The organism is Qipengyuania aquimaris (genome assembly GCF_020171965.1).
GTDB lineage: Bacteria > Pseudomonadota > Alphaproteobacteria > Sphingomonadales > Sphingomonadaceae > Qipengyuania > Qipengyuania aquimaris_A.
Genome location: NZ_JAIUZK010000001.1, coordinates 1048022 through 1073540, shown reverse-complemented (window position 1 = coordinate 1073540; position 25519 = coordinate 1048022). Strand labels below are relative to the sequence as shown.

At 61.8% G+C, this 25519-nt stretch carries 30 protein-coding genes and 1 tRNA gene; 15 read left to right on the top strand and 16 right to left on the bottom strand.

Features of this window, described 5'->3' with window-relative positions; all coding sequences use genetic code 11:
• Positions 1-11 precede the first annotated feature (11 nt).
• The gene (locus tag LCM24_RS05260; RefSeq protein WP_224803042.1) at positions 12-1298 is read left to right on the top strand and encodes a glycosyltransferase; all 1287 of its coding nucleotides are present in this window, start codon (positions 12-14) and stop codon (positions 1296-1298) included.
• A gap of 91 nt (positions 1299-1389) precedes the next feature.
• Here LCM24_RS05260 and LCM24_RS05255 read toward each other — a convergent pair whose 3' ends face one another.
• Complete coding sequence (locus tag LCM24_RS05255) at positions 1390-1635, bottom strand: DUF2171 domain-containing protein (protein ID WP_160595769.1); 246 nt, start codon at positions 1633-1635, stop codon at positions 1390-1392.
• A 357-nt stretch (positions 1636-1992) separates the two neighbouring features.
• Positions 1993-2304: a hypothetical protein gene (locus LCM24_RS05250; protein WP_224803041.1), complete on the bottom strand. Its 312-nt coding sequence runs from the start codon at positions 2302-2304 to the stop codon at positions 1993-1995.
• Positions 2305-2499: 195 nt separating this feature from the next.
• On the opposite strand from LCM24_RS05250, the gene LCM24_RS05245 reads away from it, so the two are divergent.
• From LCM24_RS05245 to LCM24_RS05235, 3 genes are read left to right on the top strand one after another with little or no spacing between them, the layout of a single operon-like run.
• Positions 2500-3564, top strand: coding sequence for a ribonucleotide-diphosphate reductase subunit beta (locus tag LCM24_RS05245; protein ID WP_224803040.1), 1065 nt, complete (start codon positions 2500-2502; stop codon positions 3562-3564).
• Positions 3561-4274 (top strand): hypothetical protein, encoded by a 714-nt coding sequence (locus LCM24_RS05240; RefSeq protein ID WP_224803039.1) that lies wholly within the window; start codon positions 3561-3563, stop codon positions 4272-4274. The genes LCM24_RS05245 and LCM24_RS05240 overlap by 4 nt, the downstream gene beginning before the upstream one ends.
• Complete coding sequence (locus tag LCM24_RS05235) at positions 4264-5052, top strand: hypothetical protein (protein WP_224803038.1); 789 nt, start codon at positions 4264-4266, stop codon at positions 5050-5052. Before LCM24_RS05240 ends, LCM24_RS05235 begins: the two co-directional genes overlap by 11 nt.
• Positions 5053-5199: 147 nt before the next feature.
• Here LCM24_RS05235 and LCM24_RS05230 read toward each other — a convergent pair whose 3' ends face one another.
• Positions 5200-5670: a thermonuclease family protein gene (locus LCM24_RS05230; RefSeq protein WP_224803037.1), complete on the bottom strand. Its 471-nt coding sequence runs from the start codon at positions 5668-5670 to the stop codon at positions 5200-5202.
• Positions 5671-5883: 213 nt separating this feature from the next.
• Here LCM24_RS05230 and LCM24_RS05225 point away from each other — a divergent pair, with 213 nt between their 5' ends.
• Positions 5884-6135 (top strand): YdcH family protein, encoded by a 252-nt coding sequence (locus LCM24_RS05225; protein WP_224803036.1) that lies wholly within the window; start codon positions 5884-5886, stop codon positions 6133-6135.
• Positions 6136-6392: 257 nt separating this feature from the next.
• Positions 6393-6689, top strand: coding sequence for a DUF1294 domain-containing protein (locus LCM24_RS05220; RefSeq protein ID WP_224803035.1), 297 nt, complete (start codon positions 6393-6395; stop codon positions 6687-6689).
• A 189-nt stretch (positions 6690-6878) separates the two neighbouring features.
• Here the strand turns inward: LCM24_RS05220 and LCM24_RS05215 are convergent, their stop codons facing one another.
• Positions 6879-7514, bottom strand: coding sequence for a hypothetical protein (locus LCM24_RS05215; RefSeq protein WP_224803034.1), 636 nt, complete (start codon positions 7512-7514; stop codon positions 6879-6881).
• 101 nt (positions 7515-7615) lie between these two features.
• Between LCM24_RS05215 and LCM24_RS05210 the strand changes: the two genes are divergently transcribed.
• From LCM24_RS05210 to LCM24_RS05185, 6 genes are all read left to right on the top strand, one after another.
• Complete coding sequence (locus tag LCM24_RS05210; protein WP_090476710.1) at positions 7616-7891, top strand: hypothetical protein; 276 nt, start codon at positions 7616-7618, stop codon at positions 7889-7891.
• A gap of 117 nt (positions 7892-8008) precedes the next feature.
• Positions 8009-8893 (top strand): acetylglutamate kinase, encoded by an 885-nt coding sequence (gene argB, locus LCM24_RS05205; protein ID WP_224803472.1) that lies wholly within the window; start codon positions 8009-8011, stop codon positions 8891-8893.
• Positions 8894-8970: 77 nt separating this feature from the next.
• A complete protein-coding gene (locus LCM24_RS05200) occupies positions 8971-9255 on the top strand; it encodes a YggT family protein (RefSeq protein WP_224803033.1) in 285 nt (94 codons plus the stop codon).
• Positions 9252-10145 carry a bifunctional methylenetetrahydrofolate dehydrogenase/methenyltetrahydrofolate cyclohydrolase FolD gene (gene folD / locus LCM24_RS05195; protein ID WP_090476708.1) on the top strand — a complete coding sequence of 298 codons (894 nt, stop codon included), beginning with the start codon at positions 9252-9254 and terminating at the stop codon, positions 10143-10145. The genes LCM24_RS05200 and folD overlap by 4 nt, the downstream gene beginning before the upstream one ends.
• Positions 10142-10822, top strand: a complete 681-nt coding sequence (locus LCM24_RS05190; RefSeq protein ID WP_224803032.1) for a hypothetical protein — start codon at positions 10142-10144, stop codon at positions 10820-10822. The genes folD and LCM24_RS05190 overlap by 4 nt, the downstream gene beginning before the upstream one ends.
• Positions 10819-11442, top strand: a complete 624-nt coding sequence (locus LCM24_RS05185; RefSeq protein WP_224803031.1) for a MarC family protein — start codon at positions 10819-10821, stop codon at positions 11440-11442. The genes LCM24_RS05190 and LCM24_RS05185 overlap by 4 nt, the downstream gene beginning before the upstream one ends.
• Before the next feature lie 227 nt (positions 11443-11669).
• On the opposite strand, the gene LCM24_RS05180 is transcribed toward LCM24_RS05185, so the two are convergent.
• Positions 11670-12281: an LON peptidase substrate-binding domain-containing protein gene (locus tag LCM24_RS05180; protein WP_090476702.1), complete on the bottom strand. Its 612-nt coding sequence runs from the start codon at positions 12279-12281 to the stop codon at positions 11670-11672.
• A 4-nt stretch (positions 12282-12285) separates the two neighbouring features.
• Positions 12286-13209: a tetratricopeptide repeat protein gene (locus LCM24_RS05175; protein WP_224803471.1), complete on the bottom strand. Its 924-nt coding sequence runs from the start codon at positions 13207-13209 to the stop codon at positions 12286-12288.
• A 197-nt stretch (positions 13210-13406) separates the two neighbouring features.
• On the opposite strand from LCM24_RS05175, the gene LCM24_RS05170 reads away from it, so the two are divergent.
• Positions 13407-13481: transfer RNA gene (locus LCM24_RS05170), tRNA-Gly, on the top strand.
• A 111-nt stretch (positions 13482-13592) separates the two neighbouring features.
• Positions 13593-15773: a TonB-dependent receptor gene (locus tag LCM24_RS05165; RefSeq protein WP_224803030.1), complete on the top strand. Its 2181-nt coding sequence runs from the start codon at positions 13593-13595 to the stop codon at positions 15771-15773.
• 8 nt (positions 15774-15781) lie between these two features.
• Here the strand turns inward: LCM24_RS05165 and LCM24_RS05160 are convergent, their stop codons facing one another.
• From LCM24_RS05160 to LCM24_RS05140, 5 genes are all read right to left on the bottom strand, one after another.
• A complete protein-coding gene (locus LCM24_RS05160) occupies positions 15782-16957 on the bottom strand; it encodes a saccharopine dehydrogenase family protein (protein ID WP_224803029.1) in 1176 nt (391 codons plus the stop codon).
• Between the two features lie 76 nt (positions 16958-17033).
• Positions 17034-17588: a dCTP deaminase gene (dcd, locus tag LCM24_RS05155; protein ID WP_090476695.1), complete on the bottom strand. Its 555-nt coding sequence runs from the start codon at positions 17586-17588 to the stop codon at positions 17034-17036.
• Between the two features lie 79 nt (positions 17589-17667).
• Positions 17668-19350 carry a hypothetical protein gene (locus LCM24_RS05150; protein WP_224803028.1) on the bottom strand — a complete coding sequence of 561 codons (1683 nt, stop codon included), beginning with the start codon at positions 19348-19350 and terminating at the stop codon, positions 17668-17670.
• 266 nt (positions 19351-19616) lie between these two features.
• Positions 19617-20048, bottom strand: a complete 432-nt coding sequence (locus tag LCM24_RS05145; RefSeq protein WP_224803027.1) for a hypothetical protein — start codon at positions 20046-20048, stop codon at positions 19617-19619.
• Between the two features lie 42 nt (positions 20049-20090).
• A complete protein-coding gene (locus LCM24_RS05140; protein ID WP_224803026.1) occupies positions 20091-20261 on the bottom strand; it encodes a hypothetical protein in 171 nt (56 codons plus the stop codon).
• A gap of 171 nt (positions 20262-20432) precedes the next feature.
• Here LCM24_RS05140 and LCM24_RS05135 point away from each other — a divergent pair, with 171 nt between their 5' ends.
• Positions 20433-21395, top strand: a complete 963-nt coding sequence (locus LCM24_RS05135; RefSeq protein ID WP_224803025.1) for a glycosyltransferase family 4 protein — start codon at positions 20433-20435, stop codon at positions 21393-21395.
• Here the strand turns inward: LCM24_RS05135 and LCM24_RS05130 are convergent.
• From LCM24_RS05130 to LCM24_RS05110, 5 genes are all read right to left on the bottom strand, one after another.
• Entirely contained in the window at positions 21392-22609 is a 1218-nt protein-coding gene (locus LCM24_RS05130) for a WcaI family glycosyltransferase (RefSeq protein ID WP_224803024.1), read from the bottom strand. The two genes, LCM24_RS05135 and LCM24_RS05130, sit on opposite strands and share 4 nt — an antisense overlap.
• Positions 22610-22618: 9 nt before the next feature.
• The gene (locus LCM24_RS05125) at positions 22619-23200 is read right to left on the bottom strand and encodes a TetR/AcrR family transcriptional regulator (protein WP_224803023.1); all 582 of its coding nucleotides are present in this window, start codon (positions 23198-23200) and stop codon (positions 22619-22621) included.
• Between the two features lie 133 nt (positions 23201-23333).
• Positions 23334-24131, bottom strand: a complete 798-nt coding sequence (locus tag LCM24_RS05120; protein WP_224803022.1) for a DUF1295 domain-containing protein — start codon at positions 24129-24131, stop codon at positions 23334-23336.
• Complete coding sequence (locus LCM24_RS05115) at positions 24124-24753, bottom strand: 1-acyl-sn-glycerol-3-phosphate acyltransferase (RefSeq protein ID WP_224803021.1); 630 nt, start codon at positions 24751-24753, stop codon at positions 24124-24126. The genes LCM24_RS05120 and LCM24_RS05115 overlap by 8 nt, the downstream gene beginning before the upstream one ends.
• Before the next feature lie 64 nt (positions 24754-24817).
• Positions 24818-25480, bottom strand: coding sequence for a hypothetical protein (locus LCM24_RS05110; RefSeq protein WP_224803020.1), 663 nt, complete (start codon positions 25478-25480; stop codon positions 24818-24820).
• Between the last annotated feature and the right edge of the window lie 39 nt (positions 25481-25519).

Below are 25519 nucleotides of genomic sequence, written 5' to 3'. Positions count from 1 at the left end.
CCTTTTTGCCCATGCGGGGCACCTATGGCGCGATGGGTCCGCAGCGTATCCTCTTCATTACGCCTAATTTTCCGCCCTTTGCCCAAGCGGGCGCGGCGCGGACGGGGGCGCTTGCGCTGCACTGGGCGCGGCAGGGGCACAAGGTCACCGTCATCGGAGCACGCATCGGCACGGCGAGCGGGATCCATACAGAGCTCGAGCACCCCAATCTTGCATCGGTCATGCTGCCGATCGACAAGTCGGAGCCGCAAGGTTCGCAAAGTCACGTCGACGGCAAATCCACCACCGGCCGCAAGCCCGGCAAGCTGAAGCGCTGGCTCTGGCTTGCCCGGCAAATGCCCGACCGGTTTCGCGCGCACTGGGTGCCGCGGGCGGTGCAAGAGGCGATCGAACTGGGCGGCGGTGACGCCTTCGACCTCATCTATTCTTCCGGACCGCCGCACTCGGCCCATATCGCGGCCAGGCAGATCGCTGCGGCGACGGGCCTGCCCTGGATTTGCGAGCAGCGCGATCTGTGGGTCGATAATCCTTATATCGAACGGCACCCATTCCTCACCCGCTACTACGAATGGCAGGGACGCAGGGTGCAGCGTGATGCGGACGCTTTCGTCGCCGTCACGACCGGTGCGCGCGACACGCTGGCAGGGCAGACCGGCAAGGAGGTCGTGCTGGCGCGAAACGGCTGGGTCGAAAGCGATTTCGCCGGGTTGGAAGCGGCGCCCGCTCCCCTAGATGCCGACCGCCTCACGATCGTCCATGCGGGATTGATCTATGCCGAGCGGCGCGATCCAAAGGCGCTGTTCGAAGCGATCGCCATGCTGGGGGAAGACCGGCATAAGGTGCGCGCGATCTTCTATCACGACGAGTACGGCTTCCTCGACCAGCGCATTCGCGAATACGGCGTTGAGGACAGCGTCGAGGTGCATGATTTCCTGCCGCGCAGCGAAATCCTTGCGGTCGAGCGTGCGGCGGACGTCTTGCTCATGTGTCGCTGGCCGGACCCGGCGGAGGACGATGTCATACCGGGCAAGCTGTTCGAATATATCGGCGCGCGCCGCCCGATCCTGGCCACAGGTCTCGAAAGCGGCGAGGCGGCGAAGATCGTGGGGGAAGGCGACTTCGGGTTGGCCACGCAGGATGCGGGCAAGATCGCCGACCAGTTGGGCACCTGGATTGCCAGCAAGAAGGCGGGTGGCGGCCGGATACCGGATCTGCCGAAAGATGCGGCCATGAAATTCACGCGCAACGAAGCATTCGCTGCGATCGACGACTTGGTCGAAAGCTCCGCCGGCGCGTGATCAAGCATGCGAAAGGCCCCGACTGAGCAAAGCAGCCGAGGCCTTTCGAATGTCATTGGTCTGCCGGACGAAGCGCCCGGGCTAGGCCGGTTTAGGCGTCCTGCATGACTGCCTTGTTGCCCAGACCTTCGGGAATGCGTGCGCTTTCCTTCAGGTAGATACGGTTGTCGTCGATCTTCTCGACGTCATCCAGCGAGAGGAAGTGGTGCATGTCGTCTGCACTGTCCGACTTCGTCAGCTTGATGGCATCGTCCTGGACCGCGTCGACCGTACCGACGTGCTGGCCTTCGTAGTTTGCGACTTCCATGTGTTCCTTGATGCGGATCTTCTCGAACATAGTGTACTTTCTGCCCGGATAACCGAGCGTTTTGAGTTGGTTATACCCTATTAACGGCCGGCAACGAGATACGCTCCACGCTTCGTCGAGGCTCGTGCACGGCTCAGAGGATAGTCACGCGACGGCACCGAGCTGGGACACGCCGAGCCCTCAAGCAGCGTAGCGATAGGGCACCAATCCAGCCCTCAAGCAGGGCAGCGATAGGGCACCAATCCAGCCCTCAAGCAGCGCAGCGATAGGGCACGAAAAAGTTGACGCCCCAACCTCTTGCGAGGCGGGGCGTCGGGGATGCGGAGCCGAAGCCCGCAAAAGGGGAAAAACCGGACTAAGGTCCGCTAGTCCCCGAACTGGAAAGGCTCAGCTCTCGCCGAGCGGGCGGTTGGCGTCGGCCTTGGCGCGCTCGTCCGGCTGGCCGGAAATCTCGCCTGGCTGAGCATCGGCGCTGCCTTGCGCGAGCGGCTGGTTGCCGAGATCGGCGGTGGCGACATCCTGCTCCATCGTGCCGTCTTCATTGCGCGCATTGCCATAGCCGCGCTGCGCCTGTGCATCGTCGGATTGTTCCTGCTGGCGGGTTTCGCCTTCGCGGGGTCCGGTGCGTTCGAGGCCGAAGGGTTCGTGCCCCTTGTTGAGCGTCACGTCGCGGCTGTCGTTGGGTTCGTACTGGCCCATGGGGTCTCTCCAAAAATCTGTCTTTGTCTGTCTTCAACCAACCAACCCGCCACGGCCCGGCGTGTTCCTGCCGCTTGTCGCAAACCTTGCACAGATTTTGCCGTCTTATCCCCGCGTAATTCTTTACCCTTGCTATCGAATCACAGGCATGATTCCTTATATAGGACGCTCAGCTGCCAACCGGAGAAACACAAGATGTCGTTGCTCGAAGCCCGCAAGACCTACAAACCCTTCGAATATCCGTGGGCCTACGACTTCTGGAAACGCCAGCAGCAGATCCACTGGATGCCGGAAGAAGTTCCGCTGGGCGAAGACTGCCGCGACTGGGCACAGAAGCTGTCCGAGCACGAGCGCAACCTGCTCACGCAGATCTTCCGTTTCTTCACGCAGGCCGACGTCGAGGTGCAGGATTGCTACCACGACAAATACGGCCGCGTGTTCAAGCCGACCGAGATCAAGATGATGCTGACCGCCTTCTCCAACATGGAGACGGTGCACATCGCGGCATACAGCCATTTGCTCGACACGATCGGCATGCCGGAAAGCGAATATTCCGCCTTCCTCGAATATGAGGAAATGGCCGACAAGCACAATTACATGCAGCAGTTCGGCGTCGACAACGATGAAGACATCGCCCGCACGCTGGCCATGTTCGGCGCCTTCACCGAAGGCATGCAGCTGTTCGCCAGCTTCGCGATGCTGATGAACTTCCCGCGCTTCAACAAGATGAAGGGCATGGGCCAGATCGTCAGCTGGTCGATCCGCGACGAAAGCCTGCACTGCGAAGGCATCATCCGCATGTTCCACGAGTTCGTGCGCGAGCGGGACTGCCTGACCAAGGCGGTCAAGGAAGACATCGTGGACATCTGCCAGAAGACCGTGCGCCTGGAAGACAACTTCATCGACCTCGCCTTCGAAATGGGTCCGGTGTCGGGCATGACGCCCAAGGACATCAAGAAGTACATCCGCTACATCGCCGACTGGCGCCTGGGCCAACTGGGCATGCAGCCGATCTACATGGTCGACGATCACCCGCTGCCCTGGCTCGCCCCGCTGATCAACGGTGTGGAGCACGCCAACTTCTTCGAACAGCGCGCAACCGAATACTCCAAGGGCGCAACGCGCGGCGACTGGAACACCGTCTGGTCGAGCTTCGACAAGCGCCAGAGCGCCAAGGCCGCCAACGAGGAAGAAACCGCCGACGACGGCCCGGGCCTGTTCGGCGACGAGGCTGGTGAGGGGGCTGTTGCGGCGGAGTGAACGAGATCGCTTCAGGTCCCGATAACGACAACCTCGAAGGCGAAAGTTTGGTAGAATTCACACCAGCTGCTGAGGGTCCGTTCTCGAGCGAAAAGATTATCGAGAGATTGGCAAAGTCGCGGGACGAAGCAGCCAGACTGTCGAACCGTTTTTTCATTCTCGCGCTTCTGTTCCTTGGCCTTGCTACTATCAAGCTTGCAGAGTTAGATTTGTCTCTGACACTCATCGGCATCCAAACTGATGATCTGCAATATGGGCTTTTCTTCTTCATTGTTGCGGCGCAGATATGTTCGGTTCTGAGTACCTCCAGAACTATGGATTCTCGCGCATATGACTATCAAATAGAGGAGGTGGCCAGATTTCATTTCCCTGAGAAATACAAAGAGGCGGCGAGAACTGTTTCGAACTCTCACGAATGGCTTTCCCCGTCATCGGAAGTTCTCAAATCCATCGATGGTTTCAGGACGGCGAAGATCTTTTACAACTCAGCTATGTTGGTAACCGCAATTTTTGCTGTCGGCGTCGTTTTCGGTCCTAATGTTCTTGGTATTTACTACTTGTGTAATCATGATGCATTGATCACTGAAGGTGATAAGGACTTGCAATACTGGAGTGTGTTGTCAGTCACGGTATTGTCAATGCTTTGGTCGGTCGCATACGTGTCAATACATGTGATGACCGAAGGTGGGAAAGAAGCTGATGGAGATTAGGTACGTCGGTGGTGAGGCAGATGATGGGCTTGTCGATCTTTCGGGAGGCGCCGAGTCTCTTGCTGGTTTAGGTCGCGTGGCTAATTTGGTGGCGCACTATGTAGCGACGGGCGAGGTGAGATTTCGAGGGCCCTACTCGAACAAGGTACGCTTCTACATCGATGAAACCGAAGATGGGTCGCTCAAGGTCCTTACGAAGGAGATAGCGCGGCTTTCTTCAGCCGCTGCGAACGCCGCTGCGACGCAAAACGCTAAAAAGCTATTGAAGCATGTGGTTGCGCGTGCGCTGGGACAAGTCGAGGAGGGGCAACTTGAGCTGGATGGCTTGGACGTACCGGCCGGGACTGTCGATGTGCTCGCTGAGGCTGCCACCCCCGGTTTGGAACGCTCTCACAAATGGATTGATACATCGGCAAAGCGAATTGTCATCAACGACAACGCGATCCGAGAAGTTCAATTAGACGAGCGAACGAAGGAATATTTGAAATCAGAAGATATCGATGAACGTTCGCGGACTCAAGATGTCTCTGTCGGTGCGCTCAACGTGAATTCCCGCAACGGTCGAGTTTACTTTCATGATCTCGGGCGGACCGTGCCGTTCTTCGTGCCGCGAGACGCAGAAGAGCGTACGATTCCGACACTTTCTCGTTATCTAACGCAGTACGCCGAGAAAACTGGTGCGACAGTAAACATACAGTTTCGACGTATTCGCTACCCGGACGGAAGGCTGAAAAAGATCATAATCTACGATTGCTATGCTCTCGGGGAAGCGGCCTGATGTCTTTGAGCTTCTGCTATCAAAAGCAGGTCTTCCCATGGGCGACCAGCCGACCGCAAGGGCGACTGCCCGCCCGCAGCGGGTGCGGCTTGCCGCACGCCTAGCGAGGACGCCCCGACGAAGGTCGGTGCGAAAGATAAAAAACCCTCAACACCACCCACTCCTCAAACCCCAGCCATCCCCCTCAGCCAGCCCGGCGTCGATCATGTGGTCCGCCAGCCGCTCGTCGCCCCGGTAAGCAGCGCGCAGTTCGCGGCCGTAGCGGTCGCGGGGTGGGTCCTGGCCGCCGGTCCAGCTGAAGCGGCCTTGCGATAGCCATTGGTGGAGCGCCGTGCGGGCCTCGCGCGCCTTGACCCGCTCGGCCTCGCACGCCCCGTCCATCTCCGGCGCGTCGAAACCGGTGAGGCGGATGCGCCGCTCGCCGATCCGCACCGTGTCGCCGTCGACCACGCAGGCCCCCCAGCCTTCACCGCATAGCCCGAAGCTCGAGGCCACCTCGGTCACCTCGGGACGCGGCCCGATGCGGTCCCCGAACAAGACCCAGGCGCCCACCAGCGCCAGCGTAAGGGCGACGGTCACGGCCCCGCGCCAACCGCCCCCGCGCGACCTTCGCCTCACCGGCTTGCGGTGAAAGCGGGGCACGCGCCTGTCCGGCCTGCGCCTGAAGGGAAGGATCTTGCCCACGCCCTCACGATAGCGCCGCGCACTGCGGCTTCAATCCAGGCGGCGCGGATTATTCCCGCTTCCGCGTCTCCAATTTGATCTGCCGCAAAGAAGGGGCGGGCGCGGAGGCCTAAGGCTGGATCAACGGACACCACGAAGGACGCCATCATGTCGCAGCACACGCCCAATGAACTGACCAAGATCTTCGCCCGCGACCGGGACCTCATCACGCGGTTGAAGCAGGAGGATGCGCATTACGCGCGGCTGGCGGATGAATATCACGAGGTGAACCGCGAAGTGCACCGCATCGAGGCGGAAACCGAGGCCGCCAGCGACGAGCGCACCGAGCAGCTTAAGAAGAAGCGCCTCGGCCTCCTCGACGAAATCACCGCGATCGTCACCAAGGCCAGGGCCGCCTAGCGCCACGTCTTCCGGCAACTCGCATCAAACGGGCCAACGGCCCGCAAGCGCGACCGCGCGCCCGCAGCGACGCGACCTTCAGGTCGCATGAGCGAGGAAAGCCAAGGCTGCGGACGCAGCCGCCGGCGCTTGAGGCCAAACAAATATGTCGTAAATCGACAATACCGCACCTGCGAAGGCGGGGTATTTCCTTTCGCACAAGCACATAAGACGGCGTCGCTGGTCCCGAGTTTGCAAGCCCGAGAGCGGAGCGTGTCATGCCTGTCGAATTCACCCTGCTGGAATGGTTCGTCTACTACCTTATCGCGATCAATATGGTCGCGTTCTTTGCCTTCATGACGGACAAGGTGCTGGCCGAAAACGGCGGCTGGCGGCTGAGCGAGGCGAGCCTTCTGGGCTGGGCCTTCGCGGGCGGTACGCTTGGCGCCTATGCCGCGCGCTCGCTGCTGCGCCACAAGACCCGCAAGGAACCGTTTTCCAACCGGCTGCACGCAATCGCCTGCATCCAGGTGATCGCGTTCGCCACGCTGATGCTGTGGTTCACGACGCGGTGATTACTGCCACTTTCCTACTGCGAGGCTTGCTGCTCTCCTAGAGCCATGCCCCGCCGCCCTTTCACGGCCCGTGTCCCTGCCGGATGCGGGCCGTTTAGCATGGGCGCAGGTTTTATCGCCAGGACCGTGTTCCACCCGTTCCACTCTGTTGGAACTGCGCGAGGGCCGCTCCAACTTTGCGGCCCGGGCTTACCAGCCCCAGGCGGGCGGGGGCGGGGCGACGGGATCGCTGGCGTCGAACTCCACCCGGAACAGGCGGGTCGGATCGTTGCGACGGGTCAGCTGGTAGGCAAAGCGGGCGCCGCTTGTCTCGGCGTGGTCGACTTCCACGCGCCAGACATTGGTGAGCGATGCGTCCAGCCCCTCGCGCTCGAACAGGGCGATGGAGAAGGCATCGACCGGGAAATCCTGGATGCGCGGCGTCCCGTCCGACAGCGTGTCGCCGCCGTATTGGGTCACCGCATCCTCGCTGCCGTCTTCGTGGCGGTGGTCGTGCTTCAGGCGCAGGCCGTCCGCGGTGCGGCTGACGAGCCAGGTGCGCGAGCGGTTCCAGCCGCCCGGAGCCCCGGCATCCTCGACGTGGAAGGCGATGGCGACACGCGTGTCGGAGCAATCGGCCCAGTGCGCCACCATGCGCTTGCCCGCCCAGTCGGCGTCGCGCGCGTCGCTGCTGGCAAGCCCGCCTGCATAGGCGTTGCCGCAATGGCTGGAGAGCGCGTCCCAGAACCGCTCCTGTGACGGGGCGAGGCGTGGCACGTCCGGCGTGCTGGCACAGGCAGCAAGGGCGATAAGCGGGGCGAGGGCGAGGGGCTTGGTGTGGGTCATGCGCAGGCTGTGCCACCGTGCGCGCCCGCGCTCAAGCGGCGCGGTTTCGGAACGGGTGGCAGGGGCAAGGCATTGGACAGGAAAGCAAGAAGGAGTTCCCGATGACCGACCCCGTTCCCGATAGCAAACCCGGTACCCGCTGGCTGTGGGTGGCGCTGATCGTCCTGATGACGCTGGTGTTCCTGTTCTACATCTTCAACACCGATGGCGGCGAAGAGCCGGTCCCGGTCGGTGAAACCACCGGTGAAGTGCCCGATCCGCTGCCGACGACAACCTCGGTCCCGGTCTCGCCCGAAGGCGAATTCGGTGAAGCGCCGGTGAATGGCGAAGACCTCGATCCCGATGTCGAAATCGAGCAGATGCCGGCGCAGGAATAACGCGCCCCCTTTCGCCCGCACGCCGGGCACGCTAACGCCTGCGCTCCCCAGTCACGGGGATGCGCGGGCTTTGCGTATGGATGGAGCACGAGTTTGAGCGACGACACCGGCCGGGCGATGCACGAGGCAAGCACCAAGGCGCAGACGCTGATCGAGGCACTGCCCTATTTCCAGCGCTATGCCGGTCGCAGCTTCGTCGTGAAATACGGCGGCAATGCCATGGGCGACGAAGAGGCGGCGCGCGAATTCGCCGAAGATATCGTTCTGCTCAAGGCCGTCGGCATCAATCCCGTGGTCGTGCATGGCGGGGGCCCGCAGATCGGCGCAATGCTCAAGAAGCTGGGTGTCGAGAGCACCTTCGTCGACGGCCTTCGCGTCACCGACAAGGCGACGGCAGAAGTCGCCGAGATGGTCCTGTCGGGCGCGATCAACAAGGCGCTGGTATCCTCGATCGCGCGGGCTGGCGGCAAGGCAGTTGGCCTTTCCGGTAAGGACGGCGGGCTTGTTACTGCGCGCAAGGTCGAACGCACGACGAAGGACCCCGAAAGCAACATCGAACGCGCGCTCGACCTCGGTTTCGTGGGCGAGCCGAGCGCGGTCGACACGACGATCATCGAAACCGCCACGGCGGCAGGCATGATCCCGATCATTGCCCCCATCGGTACGGGCGAGGACGGACACACATACAACATCAATGCCGACACCATGGCGGGCGCACTTGCTTCGGCTCTTGGCGCTGCGCGGTTGCTTCTGCTGACGGACGTTCCTGGCGTACTCGACAAGAGCGGATCGCTGCTCACGGACCTGACCCCTGCGGACATCGCCGCGCTGCGCGAAGACGGGACGATCAGCGGCGGCATGATCCCCAAGCTGGAAACCTGCGTGAGCGCGGTTGAGGCGGGATGCGAAGCGGCGGTCGTCCTCGACGGGCGCGTACCGCACGCCATGCTGCTAGAATTCTTCACCGCAAGGGGCGCAGGCACCTTGATAAGCGCCCGATAGGGCTTGGCGCGGGGCGTCTTGCGCGTGTAAGACGCGTTGCTATCGGGATTGCACACACACCAGCGGGATAGACCCTAGTGCTCATCACACTCTACCAGATACTCGAAATGCTCACGAGCGTGTTCGTGATGCTGATCATCATCCAGTTCATCATCGGACTGCTGTTCGCCTTCAACGTGGTGGGCCGCAACGAATTTCTGATGAGCTTTTACGAAGGCATCAACCGCCTGCTTGATCCGGTGCTCCGCCCGATCCGCAACTTGCTGCCGCAAACCGGGATGATCGATTTCTCACCGCTGGTGCTGATCATCCTGATGAACATCATCCTTATCGTACTCGGGAACATCATCTACTCGTTATGACCGCTGAACGTATCGACGGAAAAGCCTTCGCCGCCCTCCTGAGGGAGCGTGTCGGCGCGCTTGCCGGGCAGTTCGAACAGAAGGCGGGCCGCAAAGCCGGTCTCGCAGTCGTCCTGGTGGGCGAGGATCCTGCCAGCCAGGTCTATGTGCGCTCGAAGCACAAGGCGACCGTCGCTGCGGGCATGGAAAGTTTCGAGCACCGCCTGCCGGTCGACACCAGCGAGGCGGACTTGCTGGCGCTGGTCGAACAGCTGAATGCGGACGACGCGGTCGACGGCATCCTGGTCCAGCTGCCGTTGCCCGACCATCTCGACGAGCAATCGGTGATCGCATCGATCAGCCCGGACAAGGACGTGGACGGTTTCCACGTGACCAACGCCGGACGGCTTGCCGTGGGGCAGAACGGCTTCGTGCCCTGCACACCGCTCGGCTGCATGATGCTGCTGACCGACCGGCTGGGCGACCTGTCCGGCCTCGAAGCGGTCGTGATCGGCCGTTCGAACATCGTCGGCAAGCCGATGGCGCAGCTGCTCCTCGACGCAAATGCCACGGTCACGATCGCCCACAGCCGGACGAAGGATTTGCCGTCGGTGGTCAAACGCGCCGACATCGTGGTGGCCGCAGTAGGCCGCGCGGAGATGGTCAAGGCGGAATGGCTGAAAGAAGGCGCGACGGTGATCGACGTCGGTATCAACCGCCTGCCCCCTGCCGAAGGCGAGGAGAAGGGCCGACTGGTCGGCGATGTCGACTATGCAGGCGCCGAAGGGATCGCCGCAGCGATTACGCCCGTTCCGGGCGGCGTCGGCCCGATGACGATCGCTGTCCTCCTGCGCAACACCCTTGTTGCCGCCCACCGCAATGCCGGGCTGGAAGTGCCGCAGAGCCTGTGAGCATGCGCCTCGCCCTGGCTGCCTGTGCGCTGGCAAGCGTCGCTGCCTGCGCTCCGCTGCCGAACCAGCGCGATCGCTATACGCGGTTGCTGACCCCGACAGCAGAGGTGAGCAAGGTAATCGCTACCGAACTCGCTTTCGCCCGCGCCGCGCGTGAGGACGGTCAGTGGACTGCCTTCGACGAATACGCAGCGGACGGCGCGCTGATCTTCGGCCGCAACGGCGCGATAGAAGCCAAGCCCTGGCTCAGGTCGCAGGACAACCCGCCCGAAGCGGTCAGCTGGGAGCCGCATCGCGTCTGGTCGAGCTGCGATGGCTCGCTCGCCGTGACGCAGGGTGGCTTCACCGATCCGGATGGCTCGGTCGGGACGTTCAACACGGTATGGCAGAGGCAGCGCAATGGCGACTATCGCTATGTGTTCGATTTCGGCTTTCCGCAGGACGAAGCGCCCGTTGCGCCCGACATGATATCGAGCGCGGTCGCCGCGTGCGACGCCAAGATCGATACCGGCGAGCCGGACAGCGCCATTCCGCTGCGTGTTTCGCGCGACGGGACCCTGGCCTGGGGCTTCCAGACCGTCGGCCAGGGCGAGCGTCACTATGTCGTCTGGCTGGCCGGTGAAGACGGATGGGAGCAGGTCGTGGCTATCGCACTCGCACCGGACGCCGCGCAATGACCCAGCTGTTCATCTCGGCCTTCATCACGCTGTTCGTCGTCATCGACCCGCCGGGTTGTGCGCCGATCTATGCGGGCCTCACCAAGGGGGCGACCCCGGCCCAGCGCCGGAACATGGCTATCCGAGCCTGTTTCATCGCGGCCATCATCCTCCTGATCTTCGCCCTGTTCGGCGAGGATTTGCTGAGCGCCTTGCATATCGAACTCGACAGTTTCCGCATTGCAGGCGGCTTCATGCTGTTCTGGATCGCATTCGAGATGGTGTTCGAGAAACGGACACAGCGCCGCGAGGAGCGGGCTGAAAAGGTCGCTGCGACGCCAGAAGTAGAAGACGTTTCGGTATTCCCCATGGCCATGCCGATGCTGGCCGGACCCGGCGCGATTGCGGCTATCATGCTGCTGATGAATGAAGCGTCGGGGCTGGAGCAGACCTTCGTTGTGCTCGGCGCCCTTGGCGCTGTCCTGTTCATCACCATGCTGGCGCTGGTGGCGGCAGGCCCACTGATGAAATTCTTCGGCGACCGGGTGGAAGCAGTAATCACGCGCCTGCTCGGCGTGCTACTTGCGGCGCTTGCCGCGCAATATGTGATCGACGGCCTGAAAGGCAGTTTTGGTATTTAGTCTTTCAAACCCGCCTCCGCGGGTTCGTCCTCGCTAGATGTGCAGCAAGCTGCACCCACTGCGAGCGGGCGATTGCCCTTGCGGTCGGCTGGTCGCCGACCGAAACTTTGCCATATGAAAGGTTGGTTCCTGGTCACGGCAGTCAAAGGCCGACCGGCCGTCCGCAGGGACCCGTAGCGAAGCGAAGGTAAGGCCCCGAGGACGAAGTCGCGGAGGCGACTTCGCAACTACTGCAGGGTGACGATTTCGTCGTCGTCATCGCGCAGGGCGAAAAACTGCATGAGCTGGATCATGAGCTCGCACCGGTCGGCAAGGGTCGGTGCTTCCAGCAAAGCTTGCTTTGCGGCGGAATCGAACGGGATGATCTGCGCCACTCCGTTGATCAGCGTCTCGTCATCGAGCCGTTCGACCGAATCCCAGTCCACCGTATAGCCCTGCATCAAGGCAAACCGCTTGGCCTCGAACTCGAATGCAGCACGTTCGACGCTGGAGAGCACTTCGTTCTGCGGGTCTTCGATGAATTCCGCCTCGACCTGCCTGAATGCGGTCGTCACGTCGAGTTCGCGCAGGACCCTGAAGCGCGCCTCGCCTTCGAGCACGATATTGTAGCGACCATCCTCCAGCGCTTCGACATCGCCGATGCGGCCGACGCAGCCAACTTCGTATAGCGGGGAGTTTTCACCCGACTTTTGCGGCTGGATCATCGCGATGAGGCGATCCTTCGCAAGCGCACTGCCGACCAGCTCGCGATAGCGCGGCTCGAAAATGTGGAGTGGCAACTGCAGCCCGGGAAACAGGATAGCGCCGGGCAGGGGGAATATGGAGAGTTTGCGGGCCAATAAATTATCCGAACAAGAGACGTGAAAGCTTGCGACGGGTTTCGACGACCCAGGGATCTTCCAGCCCGACCGCGCCGAAGATCTCCACCAGCTTGGCGCGTGCGGCGCCCTCGTTCCATTCGCGGTCGGCTTCGACCATTGCGAGCAGTTCCTCCGCCGCAGCGTCGCGCTGTCCGGCCGCGAAGGCGGCTTCGGCGTAGGCGAGGCGCGCGTCCATGTCGGCAGGGTCGGATTTGGCCTTGTCCCTCAGGCCGGCGAGTTCGCTGTCGTCGACCTTGTTTCCGGCAAGCTCCAGAGCGCTTGCCGCCACTTCGATCGCGGGATGTTCAGCGAGGGCAGGATTGCCTTTCGCTGCATCGAGGACCTTCTTCGCTTCCTCGATCTGATCCGCCTGCGTGAGCGCGCGGATCAGGCCCGCATGCGCTTCCGGATTGTCGGGAGCCATTTCGGTCACCTGTGCAAAAATGCCCGCAGCGCGCGGCGCATCGCCTTCGGCCAGGACTTGTTCGCCCATTGCCACAAACTGGTCTACCTGCTGGGCGGCCTGCGCTTGCGGGTCGGCGCCCGCGCCTGCCTGGACCGGAACCTGGGCGAGGATCTGGTCGAGTGTCTGCTTCAGCTGCGATTCGCTGCGCGCATTGGTCAGATCGGCGACGGGCTGACCCTGGAACATGGCATAGACGGTCGGGATCGACTGCACCTGGAACTGCGAGGCGATGAACTGTTCCTTGTCGACGTCGATCTTCTTCAGGACCACGCCCTTGTCGGCATATTCCGCTGCGACCTTTTCCAGCATGGGTGCCAGGGCTTTGCAGGGGCCGCACCAGTCGGCGTAGAAATCCAGGATGACCAGGCTGGTCATCGAGGGCTCGACTACGTCTTTCTTGAAACGCTCGACCGCCTTCTGCTCGTCGATGTTCAACCCCATGCTCGCCACGTGTACCGCCTTTCGATGCTATAAACTGTCAGGCCACCCATGTGGGCCTTCGCTTGCAAATGTGAAGTACCGGGAGGCGCTGCACAAGGGCGGGACAAAAGGTGCATTTTTTCTCTTGCGGGACTCATGCGGCGTTGCTAACTGCGCGCCTCCCCACCGGGCCATGCGGCTCGGTAGAGCGTCAGTGAGCGGGCGTAGCTCAGGGGTAGAGCACAACCTTGCCAAGGTTGGGGTCGGGCGTTCGAATCGCCTCGCCCGCTCCATTTCTCCAAAAACCCGGACTTCGATCGGCGACCTTGCTGTCGTTTGTCGTGTCGCATGCACATTCGGCGGATAACGCTTGAATGACGCGTTTCCGGTGCTATCTGCGCGATATGTTGTATCAAACCAAAGTCGCCAAGCGCGCTCTCTTCGCCTCCCTTTCCACCCTGGCGCTGGTGGCTACAGTCCCGGCCGCTGCGCAGGACACCGATACGCAGCCTGTGGAATCGGAAGATGTGATCGACGATGTCCATGACCGCCGCATGGATTCGCGCAGCGTCATCATCGTCACCGCCGCAGGCCTTCGCCAGTTCGACCTGCTTGCCGGAACCAGCGTCATCGAGGGGGCAACTCTCGATGCCAATCTCGACGGGCAGCTGGGCGAGGTTCTCGCCGATGTGCCGGGCGTCACTGCCACCGGCTTTGCCCCGGGTGCATCACGGCCGATCCTGCGCGGGTTTTCCGGCGAGCGCGTGAAGGTGCTGGTCGACGGGATCGGTGCCATCGACGTTTCCAATACCTCTGCCGACCATGCGGTTTCGATTGATCCGCTGACCGCCGAAAGCATCGAAGTGCTGCGCGGACCGGCCGTCCTCCTTTACGGGAGCCAGGCGATCGGCGGCGCAGTCAATGTGATCGACAAGCGCATCCCGCGCCGTGTCCCGAACGAGGCAGTGCACGTCGACGCCATCGTGCGTGCCGACACGGCCAGCGACCTTCGTGAAGCCGGTGCGTCGATCGACGTACCGCTGGGCGGCGGCTTCGTAACCCATTTCGACGGGTCCTACCGAACTACGGACGATCTCAGCGTCCCGGGCTTCGTCCTTTCCGATACTCTGCGCTCCGAACTTCTCGAAGAAGCCGACGAGGAAGAAGAAGAGGGCGAATTCGAAGAAGCCGAAGAGCTGCGTGAAGCGGCCTTGGCGAGCGGAACGCTCTTCAACAGCGCCACCGAAACATGGACGGCCAACGGCGGTTTCGCCTTTTTCCGCGACAACTCGCATCTCGGCGTGTCGGTCGGCGTTTACGACACCTTCTATGGCGTGCCGATCCGCCCCGGAGCCGGGCATCATCACGGCGAAGAGGAAGAGGGCGGCGAAGCAGAACTAGCGGAGGAGGGCCCCGAAACCGTCAATATCGGTCTTCGCCAGTACCGCGCCGACCTGCGCGGAGACATCGCGCTGGGCGAGGGGATGTTTGAGCGTCTTCGCGTGCGTGCGGGCTATTCAGACTATACCCACACCGAATTCGAAGGCGACGAGGTCGGCACCGTATTCGACGTGCAGGGCATGGAAGCCCGTGCCGAACTGATCCAGAACCCCAATGGCCGGTGGCGCGGTTCGCTCGGCCTGCAATATTACTTCCGCGATTTCTTCGCCGAGGGTGAAGAGGCCTATGTCGCGCCGAACCGCACCGAGCAGATCTCGCTCTTCGCCCTGCAGGAATATGGCGACGGCCCGATCCAGCTGGAAGGCGCGCTTCGCTATGAGGCGACAAATGTCGATTCCGTACCGCTCGGCGTCGAGCGCGATTTCGATGCCTTCTCCGGCGCGATCGGCCTGGCCTACGATGGGCCGCAGGCCTTCCGTGCAGGCGTGAACCTGTCGCGTGTGGCACGCGCGCCGAGTGCCGAGGAGCTGTTCTCCAACGGCCCGCACATTGCGACACAGCAATTCGAGATCGGCGATGTGGACCTCGGGATCGAGCGGGCCTGGGGCGCGGAAATCTTCGCGCGTGGCCGGCTCGGCGATGTCGAGTTCAGCGTTGCAGCCTTCAAGAACTGGTTCGACGACTACATCTATCTGTCCGAGACCGGCGAGGAGGAAGACGAACTGCCGGTGTTCGAATACCTGCAGCAGGACGCGACTTACCAGGGCATCGAAGGCGAGCTGATCTGGCGCTTCCTCGATACTGGCAATTTCGCTCTCACCGCAGACCTGCGCGGTGAGCTGGTGGACGCGGAACTGTCAGATGGGTCGAACGTGCCGCGCATCCCGCCGCTCAGCCTGATGGGCGCGCTCGAAGCGTCGACCGGATCGCTCGATCTTCGCGGCGAAATCGAATGGGTCGATAGCCAGGACGAAGTCGCCGCTTTCGAAACCCCGACCGACGGGTTCACCTTCGTGAATGCTATCGCAACGTGGCGCCCGATCGCTGCCAATCCGTCAGTAAGCGTCATCGTGAAGGCCGAGAACATCTTCGACGTGACCGGTCGCCGCCACGCCAGCTTCACAAAGGACTTCGTGCCGATGGCGGGCCGCAACTTCAGTGCCAGCTTGCGGCTGAGCTACTGAGCGAAGGATTACTCCTCCAGGGAGAAGGTGAGAGCGGCATGTTCGCGCAGCCGCTCCACCAGATCCTCGCCCAGGAATGATCCCGGCGTGCCGACACCGCCTTCGGCCTTGCTCTCGAGCAGGGCCATACCGGTTTCGCCGAGCATGCGGCTGGTCGAACCATATCCCGGATCGTACTTGCCTTTCACACCGTACTTGATGCGCTTGCCGTCCGGGTATTCGCCCACGAACAGGACGTCGTAGAAGCCGTTTTCGCGCTCTTCGGCAGTCGGGCCTTCGCCCGGCTTCGGCGGCTTGGCGCCGAACGGGTTCTTGGCCAGTTCGACCATGGCGTTGGCCGCCGCCTTGCCGGCATCGCCCGGGCTGGTGAGAACCATTTCGTCGTAGCGGAAGTCCTCGCCATAAGGATGGCCGCGCAGGAAATTGGTGCGGTGGACGTTCTTCGTATTGATCGGCGCCATCACGAACGGAGCGGCCCATTTGCCGATCTCGTCTTCATAGCGCGGCACCATGCCGGAAGGTTGGTCAGGCCCATCGAAGCCGGGCGTCAGCGCGAAGGGATCGCGCAGCACATTGATGACCTTGGGGCTCTTCATCGCCGCCTTCATCGTAGCGCCGAGGCTGGCTGCGGTGCCACCGGAGAAGGTGCCCTGCATCGCGCGGACACGCCCTTTGACGCGCGGTGCAGGCGCTCCGTGCGCTGCCTTGGCTTCCTTCTGTAGCATGAGCACACCCAGATCGAACGGGATCGAATCGAAGCCGGACGAGAAACAGATGCGCGCGCCGCTGGCCTTCGCTGCATCATGGTGCTTGGCGATCTGCTCCGCCATCCAGGCGGGCTCGCCGCACAGGTCGGCGTAATCGGTGCCGGTCTTGACGCATGCTTCGACAAGGGCATCGCCATAGAGCTGGTACGGGCCCACTGTGGTGAGCACGACCTTCGTGCGCTTGCACATGGCTTCGAGGCTGGCGGGATCGGATGCATCGGCCACGATCATCGGCGTGGTTGCGGGCGCGCCGATCTCGTCGCGCACCGCGGTCAGCTTGTCTTCGCTGCGTCCGGCCATCGCCCACTTCGGGGCATCATCGCGATCGCCATATTCGCGGATGAAATGCTCCGCGACGAGCCGCCCGGTATATCCCGTGGCGCCATATACGATGATGTCGAATTCGCGTTCGGCCATGTCAGTCTCCTCTTTGCGGAGGAGATGTGGGCCGGACTCAGGCCAGAGTCAAAAACGCAGCGTCACAGCCGCGAGATTACAGGCGCGGAAGGGTCACGCCGCGCTGGCCCATGTATTTGCCTGCCCGGTCCCGGTAGCTTGTTTCGCAGCGCTCGTTCCCTTGTAGGAAGAGGAACTGGCACGCACCCTCGTTCGCGTAAATCTTCGCAGGCAGCGGGGTCGTGTTGGAGAACTCCAGCGTGACGTGGCCTTCCCAGCCGGGCTCCAGCGGAGTGACGTTCACGATGATCCCGCAGCGCGCATAGGTGCTCTTGCCAAGGCAGATCACCAGCACGTCTTCCGGTACGCGGAAGTATTCAACCGTGCGCGCAAGGGCGAAGCTGTTGGGCGGGATGATGCAGCAATCGGTCTTCTTGTCGACGAAGCTGTTGGCTGCGAAGTCCTTCGGATCGACGATCGCGCTGTCGATGTTCGTGAAGATCTTGAACTCGTCCGCCACACGCGCGTCGTAACCATATGAAGACAGGCCGTAGCTGATAGTGCCGTCGCGCCGCTGGCTCTCGACGAAAGGCTCGATCATGCCTTCCGAATTTGCCTTTTCGCGGATCCATTTGTCGGAGAGAATCGCCATGCGTCTGTGATTCCCCAAGCGGCTCTTGCGAGCAAGCACGGGAGGGAAATAATCCCCTCCCGTCTGATTTCGCCCTAGCTTAGGCGGCGGAGAAAAACCCGCTCTCTTCCCAGCGCTGGAGCTCGCGGTTGTAGACGAACTCGATCCAGTCGTAGGCGTCTGTCAGGTTGCGCGTCGCGCGGACGGCGAAGCTTGCTGAGGCACCCTTCTCGAAGCGCAATGTGCCTGTCGCGCCATCTTTGGTGATGCGGATACCCTGCCCGTCGGCATAGCCGTGCTGGGCACCGCCAAGTGGGGTGCGGGAGAGGGTCATGTCGGCGATGATCGCACTTTCCAACCCGATCGACATGAGCGGGGCGGTTACGCGGATCTCTCCCGAACCGCTGAAGGTCGCCGGACGATACCAGCCCCTTGTCCAATAGCTCGAACTCGCAGTCTCCTTTGCCATCGTGACGAGTGGCATGGAAAGCGGGGTGTCGCCGCCGTTGGGTACGCGCCCCGAAGCGAATTCGCCTTCGACATGGATGGCGCAGGAGTGGTCGATGTATCCGTTCCACAGGACACCGAGCCACTGACGTCCTGCTAGTTGCGCCTCGCGAGTTCGGCGCTGCTTCAAGTTTATGGCCACGTTCGCCGGTGGCAATTGGTAAGTTCCGGTCGGTGCGCCGCTGACTTGCTCGGTCAGGGACGCCACACCGTCGATGGTCAGCGCGTGGATGGACTGCTTGCGGTCGAGAACAGCCTCTATGTCGAGGTCGACATCACGCAGGGCCTGGCCTGCCCAGCCCGGCAGTCCGATCGGCGAGTCCACTGCGCGGATACTGCCTCCAACCCAGCTGAAGAAGCGCAGCCAGCCGATATTCCTGAATTCACATTGATCGAGGCGGGTGAGCGGGGGAGGCGATTGGTCGTCGCGGGTGGGCCAGAGGAAATTATGCTCGAGGGTATCGGTCGCACCACTCCCAAGGCCCATGTGATCGCAATCGTGCCAGATACAGTTGCGATAGATCGCGCGTGACTTCCCGACGTCTTCCTGTGCCTGGAAGCAGTCCCCGAAACTGCAATCGGATGCGATGATCTCGACATTGCATCCGGGATTGAAGGCGCTGCCATTGGTGGTGGCGAAGCGGCACCTGTCGAGAACCACCCTGTCGGCCATATCGAGCGCGCCGCCGAGATAAAATATCTCGCCCTTCCAGCCGATCATATCGGTGTCCGTGCAGATGATCTCGCCCACAAAGCAGTCTTGTACCCACAGCGCCTTGTCGGTGATGTCCCAGCCGTCTCCGGTCAGGATATCGGCTGGCCACGCATAGGCTCCCGTATGGTAGCGGCCACCCTCGAGGACCAGGCGGTCCAGTTCGAGGCGACCGATCGTTTTTTCCCCGGAGACCGGGTCCTCGGTATCTCCCTGAAGGAAAAGGCCACCGCCGCGCCAGACGGCAAGCGCGGGATCGTCAGACGCCGTCGGTACCAGCTGCCAGCCGGTCTCCGGATCCTCGCCGTCGAGACCGCGAAATTCGAGCACCGAGCGATCGGCCGCTTTGCCTTTCAAGGCGACGGAGCGGCGAACTACGAGAGGGTGCCCGTCCTCTGCCCTCGTTTCGGTCGCGGGCGATACGCGTAGCGGACAGTCGATCCTGTAGCGGGACGAATAGAACGCTACTGTGGCTGCCTCTACAACTGCGGCATAGTCTAGCGCCGCCTGGATTGCTTGCTGGTCGTTTGTAGTCCCGTCTCCCAGGGCGCCGGCCTGCTCCACGGCGATTTCGGCTGAGGCAGGGAGAAGACGAAAGATCCGCCCATTGAAGGTGCGCGCAGTGCATGCGGGATGTGTGGAATGAAATGCCGGGGTGCAGAGGTCGTCGGAAATATAGGTAGCAGCGCCCTTTCCGGCCTCTGCGTAGCCACTCGTTTCAACCCGATCGACATCAAGCGGGATAGACCGCTTGTCGAGATCTGTGAAAAGGCCGGGAAGACATTGCGACGCGCGATTTGCAAGGCCCAGGGAGGCAATCGAGAGCGCGCTCATTGCGACACCCGGTATTCCAGCGATCCTGAATTGATCGTGCAATCCAGCCAGAGTGAGGCACCCTCTTCACTTTCCTGCCAAACCGGTTCGCATGCCGGGCCGAAGAAGTTTCCCCACGTGGAGCCTGCGACCGTCAGCGGATGGAGGGTTTCGCCGCCATCTGTCGAGCGCGCAACCTGCACCGAGCCTTCGAAGTCGCCCGAGAGCGTACAGTAAACTACTGCATTCAGCGCAGGCTCGAACGGGCCGACAATTGTCGATATCGAGGTCGTTCCGGCAAAGGCAGCAGGGACATCGGCGGGAGCAAGGCGTGTCGGCAGCGGGCGAATGCCTGAAACGACCGAGCAATTTCCGTCTTCGTCTTCGATACCGAAGGCGACGACAGGGGCGAAACCGCCCGGTGCCTGGATAGGGGGAGGCTGGCTCATGATTATGGTTTCTCCAAGTGAATGTAGAAACCATATTGGTTATTATTGAGGCGGGATGTAGGAAAACGGTTTTTCCGGAAGGGCTTTGGCTTCAAGCACACACCCATGACCGTAGCCGTGTTTCATCCAGGCACGCAGCACAGCAGGCAGACCGCGCTCGCGCTGCAGCAACTCGGCAGGCTGGCTTTCCTCGCCACTGGCGTCTTTGACCATGAAGCAAGCGTGTGGAGACGAGCGGGAGCGTATGCTCCTGCCGCTTTGCGGCGGCGCATCGATGCGGAGTTCGGGCGCTTTTCGACACCGGGTCTCGATGCTTCGCTTGTACGAGCATTCCCCCGATACGAGCTGCCTGAGCGGATCCTGTCACGGATAGGCCTGACTGCTATGGCCCAGCAGTTCGACCGGATGGCCAATGATCGTTTCGGGAAAGTTGTCGCCCGCCTCGCCCAAGACGAGGGAGCGCGCGTGCTGTGGGGCTATGACAATTCTTCGCTAGCGGCTTTCCAAGATGCTCGAAGCGCGTCAGCGACGAAGATCCTCGACCGCACGATTGCCGATTGGCGGGAATGGAACGAGCAGGTCGCCACAATCGAAGACACGCATGGCGATTGGCTGCACCCTTCGCTCCGACGGGCACCCGATTGGCTCATCCAGCGCGGCGAAGCGGAGTTCGAGGCCGCGGATTATATCCTGTGCGCGAATGATTTCGTGAGCGGGACGATAAAGCGTCACTCATCTGCCGAGCGGATCGAAGACAAGATCCGCCACCTTCCATACTGCTTCGATTCTAAAATGTACGGTTCGCTTCCAAGCCCCATGCCGCCTGAAGCCGACAAGCCCGTCCGCTTCCTGTTCGCTGGCCAGCTTTCCGCGCGAAAAGGCATACAGCACGTCCTCGAAGCGGTGAGCGCGCTGCCTCCCGAATTGGCAAGTCTCACCTGCGTTGGCCCCAACCTGGTGCCCATTGGGCTGTTGAGCGGCTTTTCTGATCGGGTGCGTTTTCTTGGGGCCGTGCCCCGCGCAGAGATGCCCGCCATCATGATCCAGCACGATGTCCTCGTCCTGCCGAGCTATTTTGAGGGGTCGGCCATCGTCCTGCTGGAAGCGATGGCCGCGGGCCTCGCCGTCATTGCGACCCCGCAATCCGGCCTAGGCCCGACTGCCAGGAGCGGCATCTGCATTGATCGACCGGACAGTGAGCTGCTGGCCGCGGCAATGATCGACATTGCACAGGACAACGAGAGGCTGCTGGAAATGCGGCGGAGTGCACAGCTGGAGGCCCAAAGCTACGATAGTGCGGCTTACCGCTCGAATATCGAGGCGCTGCTCAACGGCATGGTCGGTTAGGCCAACATCTCTTCCATAATTGCTTCGAAGGCGTCGACAACACCCTCCTGGGACCATCTCAACCGCGCAATTTCAACCGCGCGTTCGCCCATCGCTGCGCACGCATCGGGATCGTCCGCAAGCCGTTCGATAGCCCAGCCCAAAGCCTGCGCATCGCCGGGCGGAACGATAGCTCCGGCCCCGTCGAGTTCGAGCGCGAGGCCGGAATCTCGGGTCGTCGTGGCAACGGTCGGCCTGCCTGAGGCGAGAATATTGCCAAGCTTGGAAGGGAGCATGAGATCCTTCGCTCCGCTGACCTGCGGAAGGATATGCAAGTCGGCAACCCGCAAGAGATCGCCGACATCTTCGCTTGGCTGGAGGGAATGGAAGGTGACGTTCGGCAGACCCTCGGCGAGGCCTTCCAGTCTTTGGCGATTGGGGCCGTCTCCGCAGATCACGAACTGGATGTCGGGCCTTTCGGACAAGATCCGCGCAGCCTTAATGACGACGTCGAGGCCCTGCTTGTTCGCGATGTTTCCGGAATAGAGCGCGACGAACTTTCCTTGCAGGTTCCACTCTTCCCGAAAGTCTCTCCGACCGTTCGCTTTGCCATGATTGGCCCAGTTCCTTAGCTCGCGCACCCGATCCGGCTGCACTCCCTTGTCGACCAGTAGCTGCTGCATGGGCCCGCTGATGGTGGACACGACATCGGCCGAGGCCAGAGTCCGCTTCTCGAACTTCAGGGCAGCGTCACTGACAGCCCCCTTGCCAAGCAGTCCGGTGGCCATCGCAGCGCCAACTTCGAAGTCCTGGATATGAAGCCACAAAGGCGCTTTCGAGCGTTTCGCAATTCGTGCTGCAACCGGAACCGCAACAAGCGACGGTGCGACCGTGAAGATCAGATCAGGCTGCAACTCCCTGCGCGCCAGGCGGGCGGCCGGGTAGCAGCTGCTCGCAAAGCTGAGGTGATGCGCGAGCCTTCGCTTACCCGTGGGATTTGCGGGAATATAATGTGGGCAGCGAGTGATCTTGACGCCGGATTCGACAGAATTCTTCCAGCGGCCACGGAAGAGGGAGTGCAGTTTCCATTCGGGGTAATAGGGTTGGCCGACCACCGCGTGAATGTGGTGCCCCCGGGCGGCAAGTGCGCTCATCAGGCCGGTGCTGTATGGCCCGATCCCGATGGGTTCGGGCGCGTAATTCAGACCGATGAAGAGGATGCGTCTTGGGGCCATGCCGGGGGATCACGCCGGACGGAGTGCTCTCAAGCCGGACGCTCCGCCATCCCTTGCCGACAGACCTGCGAACAGGGTGTCCACGATTGCCGCGAGCTTGTCTTCAGCCAGCCGGTCGTTGATGGTGATCAGAAGGTCGGGCATCGTGTAACACATCAGCATCTGGTTGATCAGCGTCAGCGCGCGGTCGATTTCGAGCCCTTCAAAGAAGCCGTCCGCTTGTGCTTCGGCGATAAGCTCGCACAGGTAGTGATCCGCCAGATCGACGTAGGATCGCACTTGCTCGAAACGACGGGCGCCGAGATCGCACAGGACAGCGAAGGCGGCCGGATCACGCAGATATTCCTCGCGGTTACGCCGGAACCGCCGTGCATAGAATTCGAGAAACTTGCGATTGATGGGAAGATTGCTTCCCAGAACCTCTTCCATGATCTCGACGTGAGGTTCGAACCAGAGTTCCGTAACCGCGTCGAACAGGTCGGCGTCCGTCGGAAATACGGCCTCCACCCTTGCAACAGAAATGCCTGCCTCTGCAGCCAGCTGAGCGACGGAGATTTCGGTGCCGCGTCGGACCGTGAGGTCCAAAGCCATCAAGGCGAACTTCCTTCGCTCGGACGGATGCGTGGAAGAAGACACGCTCAGGACCAATCAACGCTACTCATGGAAGGAGATTAGGGATGCTCCACAAGCTATTCCAGAGCAGAAATCGTATTTTCAAGCTTCGTCACCCGCTCGATTTGGGGGGGAGCGGAATGAATGAAGAGGTCCGGCGCTTGTATTCCTCATAGCCGGGCCGGGAATGCTTCATCCCCTTTTCCAGTAGCGCTGCGCCCGACCATTTGACGAGCGTGAAGGTGAGGAACAGCGGCCCCGCAATCGTCCAGAGTGCGATTTCCCAGCTCGCGCTCGCGGTCACAAGCCAGATCCCCCACCATGCACAGGCGTCGCCGAAATAGTTGGGATGGCGGGTATAGCGCCACAGGCCCTTGTCCATGACCTCGCCCTTGTTGGCAGGATCGGCCTTGAATTTGGCAAGCTGCCAGTCGCCGACCCACTCGAAGAATATCCCCACAAGGTAGAGCGCTAGTCCGATCCATGCGAGGCCGGCAATCGGAGCAGGTTCGCTACTGGTGAGGATGCCGAGCTGTGCCGGCGAGCAGACGAGGAACAGCAATACCGCCTGCCCAAGCCAAATCTTGGTGAGCGCGGCGAGTGCGAAGCGACCTTTCTCCCGGTCCTTGCGCAGCATCCGCTCATACCGCTTGTCCTGCCCTTCCGCGCGCCAGCGCCGGAAAAGGTAAATGCCGAGCCTCAGGCCCCATGCGCCGACCATCACCAGAAGAAGGGTCGCCAGATCGCCTGGATCCGCGAGTTGGAGCCAGCTGGTCAGAGCCATCAGCGCCATGCCCGCACCCCAGAACGCATCGATGAAGGACACATCGTCGATCTGGACCGAAATGACCCACAGGATCAGGACCACGCCGATCAATATCGCCGCATTCGCCAGCAGTGCATCAAGCATTGGTTTTCTCCTCCTCGATCAGGCGCAGGGCCTGGGCCTCCAGTACCTTGTAACGCTCGTAGTCCGGGCGCTTGGAACGCATGAAGCGCGCGATTTCCAGCAGGGTTTCGCCATAGCTTTCCGTCGGGACGATAGCCGGGCCGAAACCCAGGACCATGTCTTCGTTGCAAACCCATGCAGGCACGATGGGGACATTGGCGGCGCGAGCGATGTTGTAGAAGCCCGATTTCCATTCGCCGTTCGAGCTGCGCGTGCCTTCTGCGGCAATGACAAGGGCAAGATGATCGCGCTGCTCGAATACGGCGGCGACCTGTTCGACTACATTGCTGCGTTTGGTCCGGTCGATAGGGATGCCACCCATGTCGAACATGAAATTGCGCATCATGCCCTGGAACAGCGTGTGCTTGCCCATGAAGTTGGGCTCCACACCCTCTTCGGCGGTGGCGCCGACGAAGAAAACGAAATCCCAGTTCGAGGTGTGCGGAGCGCCCGCGATGACGAACTTCTCGATATTCGGCAGGTGCCCATCGAGCTTCCAGCCCTTGAAGCGGTATAGCGCCATGATGATCCGGCGCACGATGCGCGACAGGATCGAGCGCTTGCGGCTCGTTCTTTCCGACATGTTCTCTCCTGCAGGCCTGCCTAACAGATGTTAGCCAGATTGCGATAGCGATTGGGCTTGCGGCTCACTGCCATTCCAGTCCCGGGAATTTTCGCGCTCCGTAGAGGTAGGCACAGAACAGCTGTTTTACCTCCTCAATCTGGAACGTCGCCTCTGAAGTGGTACCAACCCTTCGAGAACTGCGCGGCCAATCGTCGCCGACATTGCGCCATTCTATAGAATAGCCGAATGCGGACGCAGCCGCTTGCACGAACTCTGTCTCGCTTCTGCTCAGGATCACGTGGCTTTCGTGCCCATCGTGCATCGCATCGAGGGCAGCGGTCAGCTCTTCGATAGTCACGTTCTCGATAGTGCGCGTTCCGGACACGTCCATGGCCATTCGTCCGGGCTCGCCAGTGGGCCGCGCAAACGTCAGGGGCTCGGGTCTCTCCTGCGGTTCGAATTCCTCCCGCAGCAGCCCGACGATTGCATTATGCTCGTTGTTGTTGCGTCTAAGGAGCCAGGCGGCCAGCGCGAGGGCCAGGATCGAGACCATAAGGATCGGGACCGCGCCCATCGCATAGAGTTCGCCCGTCACCATTCCGACAGCCGCCCAAATGGCGGCGACAGCCGGGACAAGGAGAAGCGCCAGCGCAGCCTGCATGAGAGTGGTGATGCCGCTGATGCGCGCCCCCCATCCGTCACGCCGGAACAGGGCTACCAGCTCAAATGTATGATAAAGAGACAAGCCGGACCAGATACAGACCAGCCGGCCGAGAACGAAGCC

Coding starts and splice junctions, on each gene's coding strand:
- LCM24_RS05235 (WP_224803038.1), top strand. CDS start 4,264: ATGGAGATTAGGTACGTCGGTGGTGAGGCAGATGATGGGCTTGTCGAT.
- LCM24_RS05125 (WP_224803023.1), bottom strand. CDS start 23,200: ATGGCTTTGGACCTCACGGTCCGACGCGGCACCGAAATCTCCGTCGCT.
- LCM24_RS05175 (WP_224803471.1), bottom strand. CDS start 13,209: ATGGGGTTGAACATCGACGAGCAGAAGGCGGTCGAGCGTTTCAAGAAA.
- LCM24_RS05145 (WP_224803027.1), bottom strand. CDS start 20,048: ATGAGCCAGCCTCCCCCTATCCAGGCACCGGGCGGTTTCGCCCCTGTC.
- LCM24_RS05260 (WP_224803042.1), top strand. CDS start 12: ATGCGGGGCACCTATGGCGCGATGGGTCCGCAGCGTATCCTCTTCATT.
- LCM24_RS05130 (WP_224803024.1), bottom strand. CDS start 22,609: ATGGCCCCAAGACGCATCCTCTTCATCGGTCTGAATTACGCGCCCGAA.
- LCM24_RS05225 (WP_224803036.1), top strand. CDS start 5,884: ATGTCGCAGCACACGCCCAATGAACTGACCAAGATCTTCGCCCGCGAC.
- folD (WP_090476708.1), top strand. CDS start 9,252: ATGACCGCTGAACGTATCGACGGAAAAGCCTTCGCCGCCCTCCTGAGG.
- LCM24_RS05250 (WP_224803041.1), bottom strand. CDS start 2,304: ATGGGCCAGTACGAACCCAACGACAGCCGCGACGTGACGCTCAACAAG.
- LCM24_RS05135 (WP_224803025.1), top strand. CDS start 20,433: ATGGCCCAGCAGTTCGACCGGATGGCCAATGATCGTTTCGGGAAAGTT.
- LCM24_RS05120 (WP_224803022.1), bottom strand. CDS start 24,131: ATGCTTGATGCACTGCTGGCGAATGCGGCGATATTGATCGGCGTGGTC.
- dcd (WP_090476695.1), bottom strand. CDS start 17,588: ATGGCGATTCTCTCCGACAAATGGATCCGCGAAAAGGCAAATTCGGAA.
- LCM24_RS05210 (WP_090476710.1), top strand. CDS start 7,616: ATGACCGACCCCGTTCCCGATAGCAAACCCGGTACCCGCTGGCTGTGG.
- LCM24_RS05220 (WP_224803035.1), top strand. CDS start 6,393: ATGCCTGTCGAATTCACCCTGCTGGAATGGTTCGTCTACTACCTTATC.
- LCM24_RS05160 (WP_224803029.1), bottom strand. CDS start 16,957: ATGGCCGAACGCGAATTCGACATCATCGTATATGGCGCCACGGGATAT.
- LCM24_RS05245 (WP_224803040.1), top strand. CDS start 2,500: ATGTCGTTGCTCGAAGCCCGCAAGACCTACAAACCCTTCGAATATCCG.
- LCM24_RS05115 (WP_224803021.1), bottom strand. CDS start 24,753: ATGTCGGAAAGAACGAGCCGCAAGCGCTCGATCCTGTCGCGCATCGTG.
- LCM24_RS05140 (WP_224803026.1), bottom strand. CDS start 20,261: ATGGTCAAAGACGCCAGTGGCGAGGAAAGCCAGCCTGCCGAGTTGCTG.
- LCM24_RS05215 (WP_224803034.1), bottom strand. CDS start 7,514: ATGACCCACACCAAGCCCCTCGCCCTCGCCCCGCTTATCGCCCTTGCT.
- LCM24_RS05255 (WP_160595769.1), bottom strand. CDS start 1,635: ATGTTCGAGAAGATCCGCATCAAGGAACACATGGAAGTCGCAAACTAC.
- LCM24_RS05165 (WP_224803030.1), top strand. CDS start 13,593: ATGTTGTATCAAACCAAAGTCGCCAAGCGCGCTCTCTTCGCCTCCCTT.
- LCM24_RS05185 (WP_224803031.1), top strand. CDS start 10,819: ATGACCCAGCTGTTCATCTCGGCCTTCATCACGCTGTTCGTCGTCATC.
- argB (WP_224803472.1), top strand. CDS start 8,009: ATGCACGAGGCAAGCACCAAGGCGCAGACGCTGATCGAGGCACTGCCC.